This window comes from Kiloniella sp. EL199 (assembly GCF_900313065.1).
Taxonomy (GTDB): Bacteria; Pseudomonadota; Alphaproteobacteria; order Kiloniellales; family Kiloniellaceae; genus Kiloniella.
This window is the reverse complement of record NZ_OMPU01000014.1, coordinates 190,415-211,280: the sequence shown is the minus strand read 5'-3', so window position 1 is coordinate 211,280 and position 20,866 is coordinate 190,415. Positions and strand designations below refer to the sequence as shown.

Here is a 20,866-nt window from a genome sequence, read left to right as displayed (position 1 = left end):
AAAAATAAGTGAGCGATCACTTATTTTTAATGATATTCTTGACTACAGTCAAGCAGGATGAAAGGAAATGATGGAAAAAGAGAAGCTGAAATTACATTTTAGATAAAATTAGTCGTTGAGACCTCAGCAAAACTCTGATGTGTGTTTCATTTTGTTTTTATTGATATTTTTCGTTGCAATTAAATGCTGCAATGTAATGAAATGTTCGTGTTCAGAAGGAACTGCCGGTCTTTTTATCCTCGAAACCTCTATTAAGAGGTCGCTTCTAGCCATGAAAAGGATTTAGGTCTTCTCATTATGTCCTCGGCCCAATTCGGGCTCATTCAGGGAGGATTAAGTATGAGGGCAAAATCAGGCTTTCTGAAAGGCTTGAATCCGACCATGGCAATATGGTCGAAGTTTCTTGTCTTTGCCTTGGTAATTATGGCGTTTATTGCCACCGAAGGCGTAGGGGATTTTTTTACAGGAATTAATAATTTCCTGGTTTGCAATGCTGTTCGGCGCTGGCATGGGGATTGGTCTGGTCTTCTGGTCAATTGCCGAACCAATTTACCATTTCCAGTCTAACCCCTTCATAACAGAAGATGTGTCGCAAACAGCAGAAGCGGCACAAGTTGCCATGCGCATTACTCTGTTCCACTGGGGATTCCATCCCTGGGCAATATATGTGATTGTGGCTCTTGCGCTGGCGTATTTTGCCTATCGTAAAGACCTGCCGTTGACCATTCGGTCATCACTTTACCCGCTGATCGGTGATCGAATTTATGGCCCGCTTGGGCATCTTGCTGATCTGTTGGCTGTGAATGGTACGGTCTTTGGTGTTGCGACGTCTCTTGGGCTTGGTGTGCAACAGATGGCGACTGGACTCTTTGAAATTACAGGCTGGGGATTCTGGGTGACGGAAACTGTAACGGATGGTGTTACTAGAACCGAACCTGCGTTGGCAGCAATGATGGTTCTGATTGCGATTATTTCTGGTTTGGCCACTGTATCTGTGGTCTCGGGCGTTGGTCGTGGAGTCAAAATCCTGTCAGAGGTCAATCTGTGGCTGTCTATTGCCATTTTGGCGTTTTTCATTGGGCATCTTTATTTGGGGGGGAACTCTATTTGGATATTTTCGGATAGAGTGCTTCAACTTCTTCCCCATATACCTCTAACACCTTGTGACGTCTTACTTTCAGTGTTGGAGTCATCATCTCGTTATCGATGGTGAACTGTTCCTTGGCGATCACAAATTTACGTACTTTCTCTAGGGGAGAGAGTTGTTGGTTAATTTGATCAACAGCCTTCGCAATGGAGATTTTTAAAGAGGCATTGTCGTGTACAGAGGCGAGAACTGCTGCGATCCCGTTGGCTTCACCCCAACGATCAAGAAATTCATCATCCGGGACGATAACTGCGGTTAGGTGAGGTCTTTTGTTTCCGTAAACCATGGCTTGATGAATTGAGGGATGTAGAGATAGTTCACCTTCAACCCGGGCGGGGGAAACATTGTCACCTCCGGACAGGACGATGATATCCTTTTTTCTATCTGTGATTTTTAGGCGACCACGATCATCGATTTCGCCAATATCCCCGGTATGAAGCCATCCGTCTTTGATTGTTTCATCAGTGTATTTTTGGTTATTCCAGTATCCTGACATTAAAAGTTCACCTGAAGCGAGAATTTCGCCGTCATCAGCAATTTTGATTTCGACGCCTCTAAGCTGAGGGCCGACAGTGGACATGTCTATCTTGTCGTGTCGGTTAACAGCGATAACAGGGGCAGCCTCAGTCTGCCCATAGCCTTGCAAAATTGTCAGCCCAAGCGCGTGAAAGAAAAGCCCGATATCTTCATTAAGGGCTGCTCCACCGGAAACCATGGCTTTTAACCGCCCGCCGAAACGCTGGCGAAGCTTGTTGCGAACCAATTTTTCCAAAAGCCGATCCTGGAGTTTTTCGATCAGCCCCAGATTGTCCGATTGGTGATACTTCTTTCGCCCGAGGGCTTCGGCTTTGTAGAACAGGTTGCGTTTGAGCGGTTTTTCTTTTTCCAGACCGCGTGTAATACGACTATGCATGGATTCAAATAGTCTGGGAACGGCAGTCATTATCGTCGGACGCGCTTCAGCCATGTTGCGCAAAAGATGTTCTGCGCCTTCGCCGTAATAGATTTGCGCACCCAGCAACAGAGGGAAGCATTGCCCCGCTGTATGTTCGTAAGCATGAGAGAGGGGAAGGAAAGAAAGGAATACTTCATCCCCCAAGCCAAGATGATAGAGAACATCCCAGGCACCTTCACAGTTACAGAGAATGGCACCGTGACTGAGCATTACCCCTTTGGGCAGACCGCCTGTTCCCGAGGTATAGATGAGGCAGGCAATGTCTTCTCTGGTGAGTTCTTCAGCCTCGGCTTCGATATCATAGGAGAGGCTATCCCCCTCAGCGATCAGATGTTCCCACTCATGTATTGCTATTTCCGTATCATTCTCATCAAAATCAAAGATATCCATGTCATCTTTGTCGACGGTTTCCATCGTAATGGCCCACTGACAGGTGGATGCTTTCTGTGCCGCGGGGAGCGATTTTTTACAAAGTGCTGTCGTGGAAACAATAATTCCTTTGGCACCGGAATGATCAAGAACATGCTTGTGGTTGGCATGAGTGTTCGTTGTATAGGCGGGAACGGATATTCCCCCTGCAGTCATAATGGCAAGATCGGCAATAAACCATTCGGGTCTGTTTTCTGCGACAAGGACAACCCGGTCGCCTTTTTCAAGTCCCAGCTTTTTCAGACTACGTGCCATTGCAGTGATGCGTCGGGATGTTTCTTCCCAGCTTATGGGCCAGTATTGTTTGTTTTCTTTAAACCAAAGAAAAGGCTGTTCTTTTTTCTCTTTTGCATGCGCGTAGAAGAGACTGACAAGGTTTTTGTAATGCGGGGGAGAAATAGTTTGTTCCATGTTCCTTGTTAGGCCTTTACCTGTTCTTGTGATTTCTTATCATTATGTCTTGTAATATTTGGCGATTCACGCCTTGTTTTCAATTTCTAGATCCTAACTTATAGAGACAACGTTCGTATTTGAAGACCGCGTTTGCGGAATGAGAGGAATTTTTATGACCGAAGCTGCTCACCCCAAAGAAGTTATTGATGAAAAGCTTGGTACTTTACCCGCTTGGGATTTGACGGATCTTTATCCCGCACCAGATTCTGCCGAGTTGGAAAATGATCTGGTTGCGATCGAGGAATCAGCTATTGCTTTTAAAGATAAATATGCAGGTAAATTAGCTGATCTTGACGGGGATGCCCTTTGCGCCGCGATTGAATCTTTTGAAAACGCACAAGAGATTATGGGCAAAGTGATGAGCTATGCCTATCTGGTTTACGCGGGAAATATGAGCGATCCGGAAGTTGGAAAGTTTTTCCAATCCATGCAAGAACGCAGCACGGGTATCTCGTCTCATGTTCTGTTCTTTACTTTGGAACTTAATCAGCTGGGCGATGGTGATCTGCAATCGAAGATTACGGGTAGCTCTCTTGCCAAATATGCACCATGGTTGAGAGATCTACGAGCACAAAAGGACTATCAGCTTTCTGATGATGTGGAGAAAATCCTGCATGAGAAGTGCGTGTCGGGTCGTTCCGCATGGGTCCGACTGTTCGATGAAACAATGGCGAGCCTTCGCTTCCCATATATGGGAGAAGAATACAGTTCTGCGCAGATTCTGAATAAACTCAGTGATCGCGACCCAAAAGCACGTAAGGAAGCAGCTCAGTCACTGGGGAAGGTGTTGGGTGAAAATCAGCGCCTTTTTGCCCATATTACTAACACGCTGGCCAAAGATAAAGAAATTGAAGACCAATGGCGCGGTTTCTCTCGCCCTGTTTCTTCCCGAAACCTTGCTAATGTTGTGGAAGATGAAGTTGTCGATGCGTTGGTGAGTTCTGTTGCTGATTCTTATCAGGATCTGGCGCATCGTTATTACAAGCTGAAGGCAAAGTGGTTTGGAGTTGAGCAACTTCCATACTGGGATCGAAATGCGCCACTGCCGGATGACGACGATGATGTGATCAGCTGGGCCGATGCGACAGAGACCGTCTTGACCGCTTACGCAGGTTTTTCTCCAAAACTTGCGGAAGTTGGACAGAAGTTTTTTGATAACCCCTGGATTGATGCGCCTGTTCGTCCAGGTAAAGCGCCAGGTGCTTTTGCGCATCCAACTGTCCCCTGTGCTCACCCTTATTTGCTGGTCAATTATCAGGGTCGAACAAGAGATGTTATGACCTTGGCCCATGAACTGGGACATGGTGTGCATCAAGTGTTGGCTGGTGTTCAAGGACCGCTTATGGCCGCTACACCATTAACTCTTGCCGAGACGGCTTCTGTCTTTGGTGAAATGCTGACCTTCCAGTCTGTCTTGAAAAAGAAAGAAGATGCCAAGGCTCGCAGGATCATGCTGGCTTCGAAGGTTGAGGATATGTTGAACACTGTTGTGCGGCAGGTGGCTATGCATCAGTTCGAAACACGGGTTCATGATGAGCGTCGCAAGGGTGAATTATTGCCCGAACAACTCGGGGAAATCTGGATGGAAACCCAAAAAGCCAGCTTGGGGCCTGCCATTCGTTTCGAAGATGAATACGCAGCCTATTGGTCTTATGTGCCGCACTTTATCCATGCGCCGTTTTACGTCTATGCCTATGCATTTGGTGATTGCCTGGTTAATTCACTCTATGCAGTTTACCAGCAAAGCGAAGACGGGTTTGCTGAAAAATATCTGGATATGCTTTCTGCTGGCGGTTCTAAACGCCATAAAGAACTGCTTGCTCCCTTTGGTTTGGATGCAAGTGATCCTGACTTCTGGAAACAGGGGCTTAAAGTTGTATCTGGCTTTATTGATGAGCTGGAAGAAATGGAATAATAGTTTCACGATTTGATTAATCTCTAGACCTTCCTTTTTAGGAGGGTCTTTTTTTTAATCATAATATTATCTTTTGATCTGTCTCAATGTTCTGGCATTGAAGCAGGGATAATAGTTCTCCATCAAGTTAAGTGTTTGAATCCACAATGAGATATTTTGTTCATTGGTGTTGTGGAAATGGAGTCATTTGCCATGTGTAAAATTTTAAAATCTCTTGCAATATTGGCCGTTAGTGCAGGGGCAATCCTTTCTTATGTTCCTACTTATGCCAGTGAAGCAGGCGACATCCTTATTCGATTGCGTGGTATTGGTGTTATCCCTGATGATGGCGGGAATACGACAATTGGTGGTAAGCCTGATCTAAGTAACTCCTATGTACCAGAATTGGACATCAGTTACTTCTTTACCAAAAATATCGCTGCTGAATTGATTCTGGCAACGACGCAACATAATGCGAAAGTTGAAAACATTAATGGTGGCGGAACTGCTGATCTCGGTGATGTAATGCTGTTGCCCCCGACCTTAACTCTTCAATATCACTTTACCAATTTCGGTAAATTCAAGCCATATGTCGGTGCAGGGGTTAACTACACAGTTTTCTACAATGCCGATGGCGCAAACGGACTTGATGTCGATTATGACAACAACTTTGGTGCGGCAGCCCAGATCGGTGTTGATTATGAGCTTAATGATGCATGGTCACTCAATCTGGATGTAAAGCGTCTTTGGTTGAATACGGATGCGACAATTAATGGAGGGGCAATCAAGGGCGACGTTGATGTTGACCCCTGGATTGTGGGTGTGGGTCTTGGGTACAGGTTCTAGTTTGTTAGAGAAAGTGAGCCCATTTCAAGAAATGATTCAAGTTTTTTGATGTAAGGTGCAGTATCGATATTATGGCGATTAAGCCATTCCTGATTGTAATAAGTATCGAGATAACGATCACCAGAATCGCAGATTAGCGTAACGATACTGCCCTTTTCTTTGCGGGCTTTCATTTCGGACATAAGGAGGAAAGCACCATAAAGGTTTGTCCCTGTTGATGCGCCACATTTCCGTCCAAGTAATTTCTCTAAAACGTTGATTGCAGCAATAGAGGCTGCATCCGGAATTCGGATCATACGATCAACCAGACTGGGTACAAAAGAAAGCTCAACCCTTGGTCGCCCAATACCTTCAATCCGTGATCCCGGACTGGTCAGGTTTTTATCGCCTGTTTTGTAAAAGTCATAAAAGACTGAATTTTCCGGATCAACCACACATAATTTTGTCTCGTGGGTACAGGATTGGTCATACCGTATAAAACGACCCAATGTCGCCGATGTACCACCGGTACCTGCGCTGGCAACAATCCATTCCGGGCAGGGGTGAGGTTCCAGTGACATTTGTGAAAACAGGGATTGGGCGATGTTGTTGTTGCCTCGCCAATCGGTTGCACGCTCTGCGTAGGTGAACTGATCCATATAATGTCCGTTTAGCTCGCGTGCCAGTCGTTCAGATTCAGTATAGATATCTTTGGCATCAACCAGATGACATTCACCGCCATAAAATTCGATTTGCGCAAGTTTTCTGCGGGCTGTGGTTTTGGGCACAACGGCTATAAATCTAAGATTTAGCAATCTGGAAAAGTATGCTTCGGATATTGCCGTGCTACCTGATGAAGCTTCAATAATCGTTGTATCCGGGCCAATCCATCCGTTACAGAGGCCATAGAGGAAGAGAGATCTTGCCAGACGATGTTTCAGGCTGCCTGTTGGGTGAGTACTTTCATCTTTAAAATATAAATCCACGTCAAGACAACTTGGCAAATTCAGCTTAATGAGATGTGTGTCAGAAGAACGGTTGTAGTCCGCTTCGATTTTGTTGAGAGCTTGCTGAACCCAAAGTCTTTTATTCATTATCTTGTTCCGAAAAATCATTGTTCTTAATAATCACAGGATAGCATAGACCTTGATCCTACTGATATCTTTACGGAGGAAGGTATATGAGTAAAGACACTATTTTTTCTCAAATATAAATGTAATTGAAATATATTTTGGGATAATTTCTCAAATGTTGCTGGTTTTTTTTGATGGTGTAAGATTGAGTTGGCACTTTGGATATTCTGACACCATATAAAAATCAGGTGTTTTAGGGTTAAGCAAGCTTGAGAGGCTTTATGAAAGACCAGCAGCATGCAGGATGACGAAGATATTCAGGATATAAGTGATTCAGGATCACGTCTGTCTGGACGTTTAAAGCGCTATGTAAAGGTTGGAAGTTCTGTTGGAGGGTTGGCTGCGCAGGTTGTTGGAAACCGTGTTCTGGGGACAGGCCTTAATTCTGCGAAACATTCCGCTGAATTGAAGAAGGCTTTGGGAGGGCTGAAGGGCCCCTTGATGAAGGCCGCACAAATTCTGGCAACCATCCCGGATGCGCTTCCCAAAGAGTATGCAGAAGAACTCCGTCAGCTCCAGTCAAATGCACCGTCCATGGGGTGGTTGTTTGTGAAGCGTCGCATGAAGACCGAGCTTGGGGCGGGGTGGCAAAAGAAGTTTCAATCTTTTGATCAAGAGGCAACCGCGGCTGCATCGCTTGAGCAGGTTCACCGTGCGATTGGTGCCGATGGGCAAGAACTTGCCTGTAAATTGCAGTATCCGGACATGATTTCGGCCGTTGAGGCTGATTTGAAACAGCTCGCTTTATTATTCGGTATCTATCGGCGTTATGACAAGGCAATTGATCCTTCGAATATCTTACAGGAATTAACAGATCGTTTGCGTGAAGAGCTGGACTATCAGCGCGAAGCACAAAACATGGGGCTTTACGGGTTGATGCTTGCTGATGAAAAACATGTATGTGTGCCGAAAGCTGTTCCCGAGTTAACGACAAATCGTTTAATTACGATGAGTTGGCTTGATGGTGTCCCGCTGCTGGACCACGTCAAATTCTATGAAAACAATCTGGAAATGCGTAATCAGGTGGCAATGAACATGTTTCGTGCCTGGTATGTTCCGTTCTATCAATACGGTGTTATTCACGGTGATCCTCATTTAGGTAACTATTCCATACGCGAGAATGGTGATGTCAATCTGTTGGATTTTGGCTGTATCCGTGTTTTTGATGTATCTTTTGTTAAAGGGGTCATTGATCTCTATTTCGGACTAGAGCGGGATGACGAAAATCTGGCTGTTCAAGCGTATGAAAGCTGGGGATTTAAAATTCAAAGCCGGGAGATGCTCGATACCTTGAATATCTGGGCACATTTTCTATACGGTCCGCTGCTTCAGGACAGAAAAAGAACGATTGTTGATGATTATAAAGGTGGGGCTTATGGAGCTGAAGTCGCTAATAAAGTTCATCAGGAATTGCGCCGACTGGGTGGGGTGAAACCGCCGAGAGAGTTTGTTTTAATGGACCGGGCTGCTGTTGGCTTGGGATCTGTTTTTATGCATTTGAAAGCTGAGATCAATTGGCATCAATTGTTTCATCAACTTATCGGGAGTTTTAATTATGATGAATTAAACATCAGACAATCTTGTGCTCTGCAACAGAACAACTTGCCCCAATTAATAGCCTAGATGGCAATTATCTGTATAGACATGAGAATCCGGGTGATATCTTCTTTTGAACTTGATTATAAAGTTTTCTAATAACTAATATTTTCCTTCCTAGAGTGAGCCTTAACCCACATAATAAGATTGATTTATTGTGTTGTTGTGCAGTGCACACTTGCAGCATGCGGTGGAAAAGAGCTTTAATAAAAATAATATATGGTTGGTTCATGATGAACTGACTGGGGAATTGATATGGGGAGATAATATGAAAATTGCTATTCCCAAGGAGCGTCGCCCGAATGAAACACGGGTCGCTGCTTCTCCAGAGACAGTGAAGAAACTGGTTGCTTTGGGGTGTGATGTCTTTGTGGAAAAAGGGGCAGGTGTAGCTGCCAGTTTTACGGATACAGCTTTTAGAGATGCTGGCGCGACCATTGGGAAAGATGCGGCGACGACCTACAAGGATGCTAAAGCTGTTTTAAAAGTGCAGAAACCCATCGCGGGTGGTAAAGATGATGAGTTAAAAGCTTTGTCCAAAGGCACGGTTGTTGTTGCTATTGCGGATCCATATCGGTCCGAGAAAGAACTCGACGCTTATGCCAAAGCTGGCTTAACAGCCTTTGCGATGGACTTTGTACCACGTATCACCCGCGCACAATCAATGGATGTTCTGTCCAGTCAGTCAAACCTTGCTGGATATAAATCTGTTCTGGATGGTGCAGCAGTATTCAATCGGGCGTTTCCGATGATGATGACTGCGGCTGGCACGGTTGCTCCGGCCAAGGTTTTTGTTATGGGAGCCGGTGTTGCAGGGTTGCAAGCAATTGCAACGGCACGACGTCTTGGTGCCGTGGTGTCTGCAACTGATGTTCGTCCTGCTTCGAAAGAACAGGTTGAATCTCTCGGGGCAAAGTTTGTTGCTGTGGAAGACGACGAGTTCAAGCAGGCAGAGACCGCTGGCGGTTATGCAAAAGAAATGTCGGATGCTTATAAGGCAAAACAAGCAGCACTGATTGCTGAGACCATTGCCAAGGTTGATATGGTTATTACCACAGCTCTGATACCGGGGCGCCCCGCACCCGTTCTGGTGACGGCGGAAATGGTCAAATCAATGAAGCCGGGATCGGTGATTGTTGACCTTGCTGTTGAAAACGGTGGTAACTGTGAATTGTCTGTTGCTGGGAAAGTTGTTGAGAAAGACGGCGTATCTATCGTTGGTTATAACAATGTTCCCGGACGCTTGGCCACGGATGCATCTTCGCTTTATGCGAAGAACGTCTTTAATTTCTTCGAGCTTATGTTCGATAAAGAAACCAAGGATTTAAAAATTGACTGGAATGACGAAATTGTTAAAGGAACCTGCGTGACGCACGAAGGTTCAATTGTTCATCCTGCTTTGGCCCACGCTGAAAAGAAACCGGTTTCTAAATCTGAATCAAAGGTGTCCGCTGAGAGCGAGGCTGTTCCTGCGAAACCCCCAGGGGCGCAAACAACAGAGGCGCAAACCGTTACAGCTAAAACACCGGCAAAAAAAACGGCTACCACTAAAAGAGCGCCTGCGAAGCGCGCCCCAGCAAAGAAAACACTGGCCAAGACTGCTGCTCCAAAGAAAACACCCATGAAGAAAACGACTACGAAGCCAACAGCAAGTAAACCCGGAACTAAAACGGAGCCTAAAGACGGGGGGAATGTCTGATGTCTAGTGAGGAATTTATCAACAAGGCAACTGATGTCGCTAACTCAGCGCGTGCCTTATCTGACGAAGTTGCATCCCTTGCATCTGAAGCCAGTCGTCTTGCTGTTGAGACGGCAGGGCAGAGCGCTGGGTCCCCCTTCATAATGGGGCTTACTGTGTTGGTTTTGGCCATGTTTGTCGGCTACTACGTGGTTTGGAATGTAACGCCCGCGTTGCACTCGCCCTTGATGGCGGTAACCAATGCCATTTCATCGGTGATTATTGTCGGTGCATTGATTGCCGCGGGACCTGCGGATGTTGGTTTTAGCGAGATCATGGGGTTCATCGCCATTGTACTTGCAGCGGTGAACATCTTTGGTGGTTTTATCGTCGCGCAGCGTATGCTGCAAATGTTCAAGAAAAAGCAATAGGGGGAGCTTATTATGTCATCAGATCTTTCTGCTCTGTTATATCTGGCTGCTTCAGTCTGCTTTATTATGGCGCTTCGTGGACTTTCTCATCCGACTACAAGTCGACAGGGAAATGTTTTTGGTATCGTAGGGATGGTTCTGGCGATTGGAACAACCCTTATGGCACCTGGCGTGATGAGCTTTGGAACCATTCTTTTGGGGCTTCTCGTGGGTGGTGCGATTGGTACCGTTATTGCTTTGCGTATCCAAATGACAGCCTTGCCGCAACTTGTTGCTGCTTTCCATAGTCTTGTCGGTCTTGCTGCCGTTTGTGTTGCATTGGCAACGTTTTATAAGCCCGAAGCCTATGGCATCGGACGTGTTGGCGATATTCAGATTTCGAGCTTGATTGAGTTGGCAATAGGTACCGCAGTTGGTGCCATTACCTTTACAGGATCCGTGGTTGCTTTTGCCAAATTACAGGGACTGGTTTCTGGCGCACCTCTGGTTTTCAAAATGCAGCACATGCTTAATGCTGCGCTTGGGGCGTTGGTGGTCGTTCTGCTTGTTCTTCTCTGCACAACGCAGGAGCCTGTTTATCTCTGGATCTTAATCGCAGTTACTTTGTTGCTTGGTTTCCTGTTGATTTTACCAATTGGCGGTGCCGATATGCCTGTTGTGGTGTCCATGCTGAATTCCTATTCAGGTTGGGCTGCATGTGGCATTGGTTTTACCCTGCAAAATAACCTGTTGATTATAACTGGTGCTCTTGTTGGTTCTTCAGGTGCAATCCTTAGTTACATTATGTGTAAAGCCATGAACCGATCGTTCATCAGCGTTATTCTTGGTGGTTTTGGTGCCGAAGGTGAAGATGGTCCTGCAGGAAGCAGTGGTGATGATGATCGGGTGGTGAAATCTGGATCTGGTGATGATGCAGCCTTCCTGATGAAAAATGCAGGATCAGTTGTTATCGTGCCGGGATACGGAATGGCCGTTGCGCAGGCTCAGCATACGCTGCGCGAAATGGTTGATCTGCTCAAAGCTGACGGCGTCAATGTGCGTTACGCTATTCACCCCGTTGCTGGCCGTATGCCCGGACATATGAATGTGTTATTGGCAGAAGCATCAGTACCTTATGACGAAGTGCTGGAGATGGATGAAATCAACCGTGATTTCAAATCGACGGACGTTGTTTTTGTTATTGGAGCGAATGATATTACAAACCCGGCTGCCAAGACTGATCCAAAATCCCCGATTTACGGAATGCCTATTCTGGAAGTCGATCAGGCTCAGACCGTTCTTTTCGTAAAGCGTGGTATGTCTGCGGGGTACGCAGGTGTTCAGAATGAACTTTTTTTCCGTGATAACACCATGATGCTTTTTGGTGACGCAAAACAGATGTGCGAAAAGATTGTTAAATCCTTGGAGCAGCTCTAAGAGCTTCTATTCTTTTGGCCTATTAGAAAAGAGCACCCTTGTGGTGCTCTTTTTGTTTGTGAAAGGTAGAAGAGTTCTACAGAGGATAAAGTAGTAGAGAGCGGGATTTTTACAAATTATTGCTTGATAGTTGGCTTGAAAGGGATCATGTATCGCGTCCCTTTTTTCCAACTTATACAGACGAGGATGAAGCCATGAGTAATACCTCAATTGGTGTTGATTTCGGTACGACGAATACTGTGATTGCTTTGGCTGATTCAAAGGGGGCGGTCAAGTCCGTAAAGTTCAAGCACGATGATGTTTTATATGATGTCTATCGTAGCCTGCTTTGCTACGAAAAGCACAGCCCAGCTAAAAATTCCAGAGTAGATGTCGCCGGTGGCCCTTGGGCGCTGGAACAATACCTCACGGCACGGGGTGAAGTGCGTTTTCTACAGTCCTTCAAAAGCCATATCGCTAGTAAGCTGTTTCAGGAAACGCAGATCTTCTCTAAACGTTTTACGCTGCAAGATATTATGGCTGATTTTTTTAAACAGTTTGTCTCTGATGCTGGAGATCAGATCCCGGAAGATAAAACCACGGTTATTGCTGGGCGTCCGATTATTTATGCCGGGCATTCTCCGGATGAAGGCTTGGCCCGAGACCGATACGATGCTGCTTACCAAAGCGTTGGCTTTTCCAATGTAAGTTATGTTTATGAGCCTGTAGGGGCGGCGTATTACTACGCAAAAAATATTGAAAAGGAAGCAACGATTCTTGTTGCTGACTTCGGTGGAGGGACAAGCGATTTCTCTCTTATCAAGTTTGAACGTTCGGGTTCGATCTTGCGATCAACACCTTTAGGGTATGCAGGTGTTGGTATTGCCGGTGATACCTTTGATAGTAGATTGATTGATCATGTGGTTTCACCATCTCTTGGTAAGGGGAGTGGATACTATTCTTTGGATCGTAAAATCCTGGATATGCCCAATAGCTTCTATAATCGTTTTTCCAAGTGGCATGAGCTTGGGATTTTGAAAAGCCCAACAACTTTACGTGAGTTGCGTGAATTAAAGTCAGTGGCAGTTTATCCGGAAATGATCGAAACCTTTATCGACGTTGTCGATAATGACTGGAGCATGGATATTTATGACGCCATTTCCAAAGCGAAAATGGCTTTAACTCACAAGAGTGAGACCGAATTTTCAGTTCATTTCAGTGACAAAAAAATTGAAAAAACGATTTGCCGACAAGATTTCGAAAGCTGGATTGCCAAAGATCTGTCTGTGATCGAAAAGAAGGTTGATAGTTTGTTGCAGGAAAGCAAAATTCCTCTGTCCCAGATTGATAAGGTTTTTATGACGGGTGGGACATCATATGTTCCAGCTGTACAGGCACTTTTTGCCAAGTTGTTTGGTCAGGATAAATTGGCAAGCGGGAAACAGCTTGAATCCGTTGCTTATGGCCTTGCACTGGTTGGGCAGGATCCTGATGCACAAAGCTGGGCTGTGTAGCATAGGATTGTTCTCTCTGATAAATGATTAGGTTTATTCTAGACGCAAAACGGGCCGCCGTCTGAGTTAGAGGGCAGCCCGTCCTTCTTCCAGAGGAAGATATCTCGCCTTAAGCGACGTTCAACGAACGTCGATCAGACCTTAATAGCCTTCACGTTCCATACGCTTACGAAGAAGTTTGCGATAGCGACGAACTGCTTCGGCACCCTCGCGCTTTCTGCGCTCACATGGTTTTTCGAAGTGACGACGCAACTTCATTTCACGGAAGACACCTTCGCGTTGCAGCTTTTTCTTAAGCGCGCGAAGAGCCTGATCAACATTATTATCACGAACGTGTACTTGCACGGGCGATCAGCTCCTTTCTAACGTCAGTCCATGATTGGTCTGACAGAGTTTTCTCGGTTACCCGAGTTGAACACATAAAGAACATCCGCTGAGCCAATGGCACAGCAGGTTCATGGCAGTACCTATCACAGGCTATTATGAATGTGAAGGGAAGAATAGAGGCAAGACGAGATTCTTTTATTCAGTATTTCTGCGCCTTAGCGAGGTAATATGATAATTCTTGCCAAGATTAAGTGTTTTGTTTTGACCCTCTGTAACCAGAGTTACATAGTATAAACATGACCTTACTAAAGATATCAAAAATGGGGCATCCTGTTTTGCGACGGGTTGCAGAGCCTGTTCCTGATCCGACTGTACCGGAAATTCGCGAGCTTGTTGAAAGCATGGTTGAAACTATGACAGAGGTTGGCGGTACAGGGATAGCGGCACCGCAGGTTTTCGAGTCGAAACGTATTTTTACCTTCTTTGTTTCTGGCGAACGCGCCAAAGCGGAAGCTGAAAGATTGGGCATTTCGCAAGAGGCAGAGGCTGGGGTGCCTTTGACGGTTCTTGTGAACCCGGAAATTGAGTTTCTTGGTAATGAAATTGATGAAGGCTGGGAAGGGTGTCTGTCTATGCCCGGATTGATGGGAAAAGTTCCCCGTCACAGATCAATTCGCTATCGTGGCTTAGGCCTTGATGGTAAGCTTATCGAGCGTGAAGCCTCGGGATTTCATGCGCGTGTCGTTCAGCATGAATATGATCATTTGGATGGTGTTCTTTACACAGAACGAATGACAGATATTAAGTCACTTATTTTTTCGTCAGAGGTCGGTTATCAAAAGCCTGACGAATGAGACTATGACGTGAATTTGGAAGTTTAAAGGGTCGCGATATGAGCGAAGAAAAAAAAGCCCAACTGTTAAAAGCTCTGTTATCCATTGTTCCTTTTGAAGGGTGGAGTGAGGCTGCTCTGTCAGAGGCTGGAGCCAATTGTGATCTTTCATCCCAAAACATTTCTATTCTTTTTCCAAGGGGCGTAACAGACGTGTTGCGGTTTTATAACCAGCAGCTTGATCATCAGGTCATGGAAACGTTGGAAAAAAATGGCCTAACGGACATGAAAGTGCGTGACCGAATTACCTTGGCTGTGCGAACCAAGTTGGAACTGATGACACCGGATCGCGAAGCTATTCGCAAAGGAGTGAGCTTTTTTACAATGCCACTTAAGGCAACCGAGGGGATGCACAACGTATATGATACTGTTGATGCAATGTGGTTGGCTGCGGGTGATACATCTACCGATTACAATTTCTATAGTAAGCGGCTATTGCTTGCAGGTGTCTATAGTTCCACCCTTTTATTCTGGCTGGATGATGGTTCTGAAGATTTCGAAAAAACCTGGGCTTTTCTTGATCGGCGTATTGCTGAAGTCCTCAAAATCGGCGGAGCTCTTGGAAAGACAGTGGGTAAAATAAGTGCGTTCGCGAATAAGTTTCATGCCTGCTCACCCTTCGCCAAGAAGAGCACTTAGAAGTAAATCAGATTTCTTTGTTTTCTTATGAAATTTGGTCGTGGAATAGCTTTTTGAGCCAGTGGTTGGCTGGGCGATTGCGACCTTGAGTATTAATCACAAACTCTTGTCCTTTAGGGGCTGATTTCAACTTCCAGCCTTTGGATGTTGCCGTCCATTTATTTGTTTTTAGATGATAAGATAGTGCTGGAGCCGGATGTGCAAACCATTTGGGCAAATTCCAGATGGATCGCGTAGAGCCCGATGCCGTTAAAATTCTATTGTCATTTATGTGAGAGAAAATGCCCCCACCTGGCATGTTCGGTTCTAGTGTTCCGATTTTTAGTTTGTCTTTTGCAATATAGAGTGTGTTACTCACACCGAAAGAATGTGTGAGATGAGGGTGGTCAGCAAAGGCTGGATACTGTTTTGCCGCAGAGTGAATATCGGTGCCGATGTTGATTATTTTTTCAACCTGTAACCAGCCATAGATAACGTGTAAATCAGGTTGCTTGGCCACAGGACGAAATTTTTCATCCACGGGCCTGAACCAGCCAAAAAAAAGGAAGAGGTCCCCTGAAGATACACCTTGATTAGCAAGATGTTGTTGAGCTGCACCATACTGCCCAAAACAACTGCTCCAATCTGGGTGACGAGGAAGACTCTGAGGATAGAGATCAGGATCTAAGTGGGTTCTGTCTTGGGGAGATGCTGCTTTGGGCTTTAATTGTTGAAGGACACTTCCAAGGTTTCCTAATGGCGAGTCAATATCGTTGTACGTTTTGAGCCCTGCAGGATGCGGAATGGGCAGAGAGAACATTTGTCCATCCGGCAATATGGGGCTTGGGCTTCCTCCGTATTGAGAGTCAAAACCTTTTCGGCTCAGAATGATGCGCATTAAATCTTGTTCAGATATATTAGTCGTTCAAAAGAAATGATGTTGTGAGTGTTTCATCACAATAATTACTTTCATCCCGTTTGCCCAGTGGTGTTATTCTGGCGCCGTATCCGGCCAATCGAGTTTCCCATGCCTGATCATTTTCAAGATTGTTCATATAGCTGAGAAGATGTCTGTCCGAGTTCCCTGTGATCATCAATTTCCGAGTAAAACTATGATGTTGGGATATTTTGAATTTACCATAAAGTTTGTGTTTCCGTATCAGGTTACAGGCACCTGCTTCGGGGATAATGGCAACATCAACCCGATTTGACATAACCATTTGCATGACTTGCCATTCACTACTGGTGTCGGTGCGAACGACTTGTTGTTTTTTCACAAGGTCATCGACACCTTTATATTTATACCCTCTGATGCCACCTAATCTGGTTCCAATAAGATCATTGGGTTTTCTGTAGTTATGAGGATTATCAGATCTCCATATATAAACACTGCTGTCTATCATAATTGGCGCTGACCACGCAAAGGAGTCGGATCCTTGCCCTTTAAACCAAACTGGCGTAACCCAGGGAACGATAACCTTTTGTTTGGTCATAAGTTCGTTTAGGCGTTTACGAGGTACAAGCCTTACCGTAAAACGATGTTTGCCTTGGCTCATTCTTTCAAGTTGCTGAGCTAGATCATAGGTTAGACCTGTGGTGTTATTTGTGACGAACGGTGGAACTTTGTGATAGCTGTAAAGTATGAAATCTTCTGCGTTGATAGACGTGGCGTACAACGTCACTGTTGCCCATATTGCTCCGCAACAGACAGAGCATAACCGTTTCGAAAATCTGCTTAGTTGACCTTTTCCCAAGGCATCCTCCCTTTAATAGGACGCCCCCTCAATTTATACTTATATCCTGTTTTGCTTGAAAAAGAATTAACAGGATATAATTATAATCTTATCAAAAATTAATTTCTGGGAATAATACGGGTGTAATGCCCCATCTTCCGTCCGGGTTTGGCTTTATCTTTACCATAGAGGTGCAGTTTGCTTGCTGGGTCAGAAAGTATTTCTTCCCACTTTTCAACGTCGTCACCAAGAAGGTTCGTCATCACAGCATCTGAATGGCGGAAAACTGATCCCAGATTTAACCCTGCAATGGAGCGCATAAATTGTTCAAACTGGGATGTAACACAGGCGTCCATGGACCAGTGACCCGAATTGTGCGGGCGGGGAGCCATTTCGTTAATCAGGATCTCGTCATCTGTTGTGACAAACATCTCTACGGCCATCATGCCGATGAGTTCCATTTCTTCAGCCATATGTCGCGCCAGAGCTTCCGCGCGATCACTAATTTTCTGTGAGATACGCGCAGGGACGATTGTTTGATCCAGAATATGGTTCTTATGTCTGTTTTCTACAGGAATGTAAGCCTGACAATCCCCCTGAATACTACGGGCTACAATAACTGAGATCTCCATACGAAAATCAACAAGTGCTTCAACAACCAGTTCGGCTTGATCCATATTGGGAGCTACAGCATTCCATGCGTCAGCCAAATCGGTATCTGCAGAAATGAAAGTTTGTCCTTTGCCGTCGTACCCCATCTCGGTGGTCTTCAAAATGCAGGGACGCCCCATGTCTCTGACAACGCGATCAAGTGATTCTGGATTTGTGACTTCCATATAGCGTGTTGTCGGGACATTAATAGAGTTACAAAAATCTTTCTCACGTAACCGATTTTGGCAAATGTGCAGGACCTTTGGTCCGGGATTAACCGGAATGCGATCAATCAGAAAAGCGGCTGTTTTGGCCGGAACATTTTCAAATTCATAGGTGACAACATCAACATGTTCAGCAAAGGCAGCAAGCGCTTTTTCGTCGTCATAAGCTGCAGTTGTTGAGTATTTGGAAACTTCGCTTGCTGGACTATCAGCTTCGGGGCAGTAAATATGGCAATGATAGCCCAATTCTGCGGCTGCAGAAGCCGCCATTCTACCTAATTGTCCACCCCCGAGGATGCCGATGATGGAACCTGGGGCCAGAGGGGCTGAAAGCGACTTGCTCATGATCGTTGTCTCCACGGATGTCCGTAAAACGTTATCTGAATAGGTATTTTTTAATTAAGGGGTATCAACCGGTTCATTGGCCACGGCATCAGTTTGTTTTTGCCGCCAGGTATCCAAAGCTTTTGCAATGTTTTCATCTTGCAGTGCGAGTACAGACCCTGAGAGGAGAGCGGCATTAATTGCACCCGCCTTGCCAATTGCCAACGTTCCGACGGGTACACCACCGGGCATCTGAACAATAGAGAGCAGGCTGTCCTGGCCTTTCAGGCTTTTGCTTTCGATTGGGACACCAAATACAGGTAATGGTGTCATAGCAGCCGCCATCCCTGGTAAATGCGCGGCGCCACCTGCCCCTGCGATGATAATGTTCAGGCCTCTGTCTCGTGCTGTCGTTGCATATTCGACAAGACGTTGCGGCGTTCTATGAGCAGATACAATACGTTTTTCGTAGGATATACCCAGAGTTTCGAGGGTTTCGGCCGCATGCTTCATCGTGGGCCAGTCGGACTGGCTACCCATGATTATACCAACTTGCGGAGATTTCTCGGACATTGCTTAATCCTGATTTAGCTGTGCATCGGAGCGCATTATTAAGACGTGAAAGAAAAGAAGGCAAGTAAAGAGAACACCAGGTTTTGCTCTCCAGTTACTGTTTTTTTGGTAACGTTATGTAAAATGATTCTATATAAAGTCTATTAAAGTATTTATTTTTATGCCTTCTCGTTTATGGAGATTGCTTTAAAATAACTGATATTCTGGCAGGAAGCCCGAATGAAAAATAAAGCAAAGGGATTGCTTGTGGAATGAAGGTCCAAAGACCAACTGGTGGAACTGGCTCTGTGAGCAGTGTCGGGCGTGTTTCAGCCGCACCTAGCGTAAAGCCTGCACAAAAAGTAGAAGGCGTGTCTAATGCGACGGCTCCTGTGGATGTTGCCTCTATTGGTGGAATCCCTGAAGCTGAGTTCACGCCAAAAGTTCGCGCCGCTATCGAGAAGCTAATGAAAGAGGTTCAAGACGTTCGGCAGGAGCTTGATCAGGCTAAAAAGAGAGTGGATTACCTTGAGAAGCTTGCGGATCAAGATGTTCTGACTCCTGTTCTAAATCGCCGAGCCTTTGTGCGCGAACTCGATCGAATGATGGCTTACAGTGAACGTTACGAAGTCCCGGGCAGTGTCATTTACATTGATGTAAATGGCATGAAAGAAATTAACGATGGCTTGGGACATGAAGCAGGTGATGAGGTGATTAAACATGTTGCATCTACCTTGCTTAGAAATGTACGCTCGTCTGATATTGTAGGGCGATTGGGCGGGGATGAATTTGGTGTCATTTTGCTTCAGGCTCCACCGGATATAGCTGCCGAAAAGGCACAATTTTTATCTGGTGAAGTTGCCAAGACGCCTTTTGATTACGAGGGGAATTCGGTGCATGTCCATGTTTCACATGGTGTTCATAGTTTCCAGGGGGGAGATGCTGATGCGGCCCTTAAAGCGGCTGATATAGCAATGTATGAGCAGAAAAAGGCGAAACAGGACGTTTCAAAAGAAACGGACGCTTCTCAACAAAGTTAAAGCCGCAGATTCATAACATATGAAGCATTTTTGGATTGCGATGTCTCAGGCAATAATATCCGGGAGCAGCTGACTTTCAATTCTGTTCATGCTGTCTTTTAGGTTAAGCTTTTTCTTTTTCAGCCTTACGAGTTGTAATTGATCAAAAGGGGCATGCTCTTGCAGGCGGGCAATGATATCATCCATGTCTCGATGTTCCTGTTTGAGCCTTTCAAGTTCTTCGATTAGCTCTTTTCTACTGCTGCCTGTTGTATTTGCCACGTGTCGGGGTCTCTTAAACTCACATTAACTGAAGGAGTTACTTATACTCTGACTTTAAAAATAAACATAGTTTTTGTGTAAGTTTTATTTCTGATGTGCCGAATTCTCGTGATAGATAACAATATGGCACGGTCAAAAAGCAGTAGATTTGTTGCTTCAAAATAGTAATTTGGAATGTGTGCCGAAACGATTCGATAGTTTGTTCTTTATTCACAGTGCGCTATAAGCTGGTGTGAATATGTTTGATCAAAGTCAGTTGCCTGTAAACCCTTTTTGGAATTTCTCACTTGATGTCTATGGACAACAAGGGGTTGCCCCTGCTTGTCTGGTTTTACAGGAAAAATATGATCTAGATGTAAATTTATTGCTTTTTTGTTGCTGGGCTGGCTTTTGCGGTAAACAGTTGAGTTCTAAAGAACTGTCCGGTTTGATTTCTGGTATAGAAAAGTGGCGAGATCATGTAATCCAGCCATTGCGAGATATCCGAACCTGGATGAGGTCGGAAACGATCAACGGTTTTCGCCATACAGAAGGTTTACGCAATCTGGTAAAGGATTCCGAGTTATGGGCCGAAGCACTACAGCAAAACGTCATGCATCTTCATATGACCCTGCGGCCAGCTCTTTTACCGTCTTCCGAAATGGCTGCAAAGAACATGGTTTTGTATCTGGAACTCTGTGAAGTTGATGCAATCGGTACTGTAGATTGCGCTGATTTAGCAGCAATTGTACGTGGCGGATTCCCGGAATTGCCTCCTTTGGAAGCTGTTTGGCTTTTTCAATAAGAGAAACTCG

19 protein-coding genes and 1 pseudogene are annotated in these 20,866 nt (G+C 45.3%); 12 read left to right on the top strand and 8 right to left on the bottom strand.

Going from position 1 to position 20,866, the window contains the following annotated elements; all coding sequences use genetic code 11:
• Positions 1 to 490 precede the first annotated feature (490 nt).
• Positions 491 to 1,213 (top strand): BCCT family transporter, encoded by a 723-nt coding sequence (locus tag D9A03_RS18830; RefSeq protein WP_120498765.1) that lies wholly within the window; start codon positions 491 to 493, stop codon positions 1,211 to 1,213.
• On the opposite strand, the gene D9A03_RS18825 is transcribed toward D9A03_RS18830, so the two are convergent.
• Complete coding sequence (locus D9A03_RS18825) at positions 1,104 to 2,942, bottom strand: long-chain fatty acid--CoA ligase (protein WP_120498764.1); 1,839 nt, start codon at positions 2,940 to 2,942, stop codon at positions 1,104 to 1,106. The genes D9A03_RS18830 and D9A03_RS18825 overlap by 110 nt on opposite strands.
• Positions 2,943 to 3,096: 154 nt before the next feature.
• On the opposite strand from D9A03_RS18825, the gene D9A03_RS18820 reads away from it, so the two are divergent.
• Both D9A03_RS18820 and D9A03_RS18815 read left to right on the top strand, forming a co-directional pair.
• Positions 3,097 to 4,899, top strand: a complete 1,803-nt coding sequence (locus D9A03_RS18820; RefSeq protein WP_120498763.1) for a M3 family oligoendopeptidase — start codon at positions 3,097 to 3,099, stop codon at positions 4,897 to 4,899.
• Positions 4,900 to 5,091: 192 nt separating this feature from the next.
• Positions 5,092 to 5,724, top strand: a complete 633-nt coding sequence (locus D9A03_RS18815; RefSeq protein ID WP_120498762.1) for an OmpW family protein — start codon at positions 5,092 to 5,094, stop codon at positions 5,722 to 5,724.
• Here D9A03_RS18815 and D9A03_RS18810 read toward each other — a convergent pair.
• Positions 5,721 to 6,797 (bottom strand): PLP-dependent cysteine synthase family protein, encoded by a 1,077-nt coding sequence (locus tag D9A03_RS18810; RefSeq protein ID WP_120498761.1) that lies wholly within the window; start codon positions 6,795 to 6,797, stop codon positions 5,721 to 5,723. The two genes, D9A03_RS18815 and D9A03_RS18810, sit on opposite strands and share 4 nt — an antisense overlap.
• A 276-nt stretch (positions 6,798 to 7,073) precedes the next feature.
• Between D9A03_RS18810 and D9A03_RS18805 the strand changes: the two genes are divergently transcribed.
• The 5 genes and pseudogenes from D9A03_RS18805 (at position 7,074) to D9A03_RS18785 (ending at position 13,450) form a co-directional block, all read left to right on the top strand.
• Positions 7,074 to 8,459, top strand: a complete 1,386-nt coding sequence (locus tag D9A03_RS18805) for an AarF/ABC1/UbiB kinase family protein (protein WP_120498760.1) — start codon at positions 7,074 to 7,076, stop codon at positions 8,457 to 8,459.
• A gap of 241 nt (positions 8,460 to 8,700) precedes the next feature.
• Positions 8,701 to 9,891 (top strand): annotated as a pseudogene (locus D9A03_RS18800) (Re/Si-specific NAD(P)(+) transhydrogenase subunit alpha); the annotation flags it as partial.
• Between the two features lie 239 nt (positions 9,892 to 10,130).
• The gene (locus tag D9A03_RS18795; RefSeq protein WP_120498758.1) at positions 10,131 to 10,541 is read left to right on the top strand and encodes an NAD(P) transhydrogenase subunit alpha; all 411 of its coding nucleotides are present in this window, start codon (positions 10,131 to 10,133) and stop codon (positions 10,539 to 10,541) included.
• A gap of 12 nt (positions 10,542 to 10,553) precedes the next feature.
• Positions 10,554 to 11,957 (top strand): NAD(P)(+) transhydrogenase (Re/Si-specific) subunit beta, encoded by a 1,404-nt coding sequence (locus tag D9A03_RS18790; protein WP_120498757.1) that lies wholly within the window; start codon positions 10,554 to 10,556, stop codon positions 11,955 to 11,957.
• 194 nt (positions 11,958 to 12,151) lie between these two features.
• Positions 12,152 to 13,450: an Hsp70 family protein gene (locus D9A03_RS18785; RefSeq protein ID WP_162938248.1), complete on the top strand. Its 1,299-nt coding sequence runs from the start codon at positions 12,152 to 12,154 to the stop codon at positions 13,448 to 13,450.
• Positions 13,451 to 13,591: 141 nt separating this feature from the next.
• Here the strand turns inward: D9A03_RS18785 and rpsU are convergent, their stop codons facing one another.
• The gene (rpsU, locus tag D9A03_RS18780; protein ID WP_046508209.1) at positions 13,592 to 13,795 is read right to left on the bottom strand and encodes a 30S ribosomal protein S21; all 204 of its coding nucleotides are present in this window, start codon (positions 13,793 to 13,795) and stop codon (positions 13,592 to 13,594) included.
• Positions 13,796 to 14,073: 278 nt separating this feature from the next.
• On the opposite strand from rpsU, the gene D9A03_RS18775 reads away from it, so the two are divergent.
• Positions 14,074 to 14,631 carry a peptide deformylase gene (locus D9A03_RS18775; protein WP_120498755.1) on the top strand — a complete coding sequence of 186 codons (558 nt, stop codon included), beginning with the start codon at positions 14,074 to 14,076 and terminating at the stop codon, positions 14,629 to 14,631.
• A gap of 38 nt (positions 14,632 to 14,669) precedes the next feature.
• Complete coding sequence (locus tag D9A03_RS18770; protein ID WP_120498754.1) at positions 14,670 to 15,308, top strand: COQ9 family protein; 639 nt, start codon at positions 14,670 to 14,672, stop codon at positions 15,306 to 15,308.
• A 25-nt stretch (positions 15,309 to 15,333) separates the two neighbouring features.
• Here the strand turns inward: D9A03_RS18770 and D9A03_RS18765 are convergent, their stop codons facing one another.
• From D9A03_RS18765 to purE, 4 genes are all read right to left on the bottom strand, one after another.
• Positions 15,334 to 16,185, bottom strand: coding sequence for a hypothetical protein (locus D9A03_RS18765; protein ID WP_120498753.1), 852 nt, complete (start codon positions 16,183 to 16,185; stop codon positions 15,334 to 15,336).
• A gap of 19 nt (positions 16,186 to 16,204) precedes the next feature.
• Positions 16,205 to 16,969, bottom strand: coding sequence for an ABC transporter substrate-binding protein (locus tag D9A03_RS18760; RefSeq protein ID WP_162938247.1), 765 nt, complete (start codon positions 16,967 to 16,969; stop codon positions 16,205 to 16,207).
• A gap of 170 nt (positions 16,970 to 17,139) precedes the next feature.
• Positions 17,140 to 18,240 carry a 5-(carboxyamino)imidazole ribonucleotide synthase gene (locus D9A03_RS18755; RefSeq protein ID WP_120498751.1) on the bottom strand — a complete coding sequence of 367 codons (1,101 nt, stop codon included), beginning with the start codon at positions 18,238 to 18,240 and terminating at the stop codon, positions 17,140 to 17,142.
• Positions 18,241 to 18,294: 54 nt separating this feature from the next.
• A complete protein-coding gene (gene purE, locus D9A03_RS18750; protein WP_120498750.1) occupies positions 18,295 to 18,792 on the bottom strand; it encodes a 5-(carboxyamino)imidazole ribonucleotide mutase in 498 nt (165 codons plus the stop codon).
• 251 nt (positions 18,793 to 19,043) lie between these two features.
• Between purE and D9A03_RS18745 the strand changes: the two genes are divergently transcribed.
• Entirely contained in the window at positions 19,044 to 19,811 is a 768-nt protein-coding gene (locus D9A03_RS18745; protein WP_120498749.1) for a GGDEF domain-containing protein, read from the top strand.
• A gap of 45 nt (positions 19,812 to 19,856) precedes the next feature.
• Here the strand turns inward: D9A03_RS18745 and D9A03_RS18740 are convergent, their stop codons facing one another.
• Positions 19,857 to 20,072 carry a YdcH family protein gene (locus D9A03_RS18740; RefSeq protein ID WP_254055092.1) on the bottom strand — a complete coding sequence of 72 codons (216 nt, stop codon included), beginning with the start codon at positions 20,070 to 20,072 and terminating at the stop codon, positions 19,857 to 19,859.
• Between the two features lie 238 nt (positions 20,073 to 20,310).
• Between D9A03_RS18740 and D9A03_RS18735 the strand changes: the two genes are divergently transcribed.
• A complete protein-coding gene (locus D9A03_RS18735) occupies positions 20,311 to 20,856 on the top strand; it encodes a TIGR02444 family protein (protein WP_120498748.1) in 546 nt (181 codons plus the stop codon).
• The last annotated feature ends 10 nt before the right edge of the window (positions 20,857 to 20,866 follow it).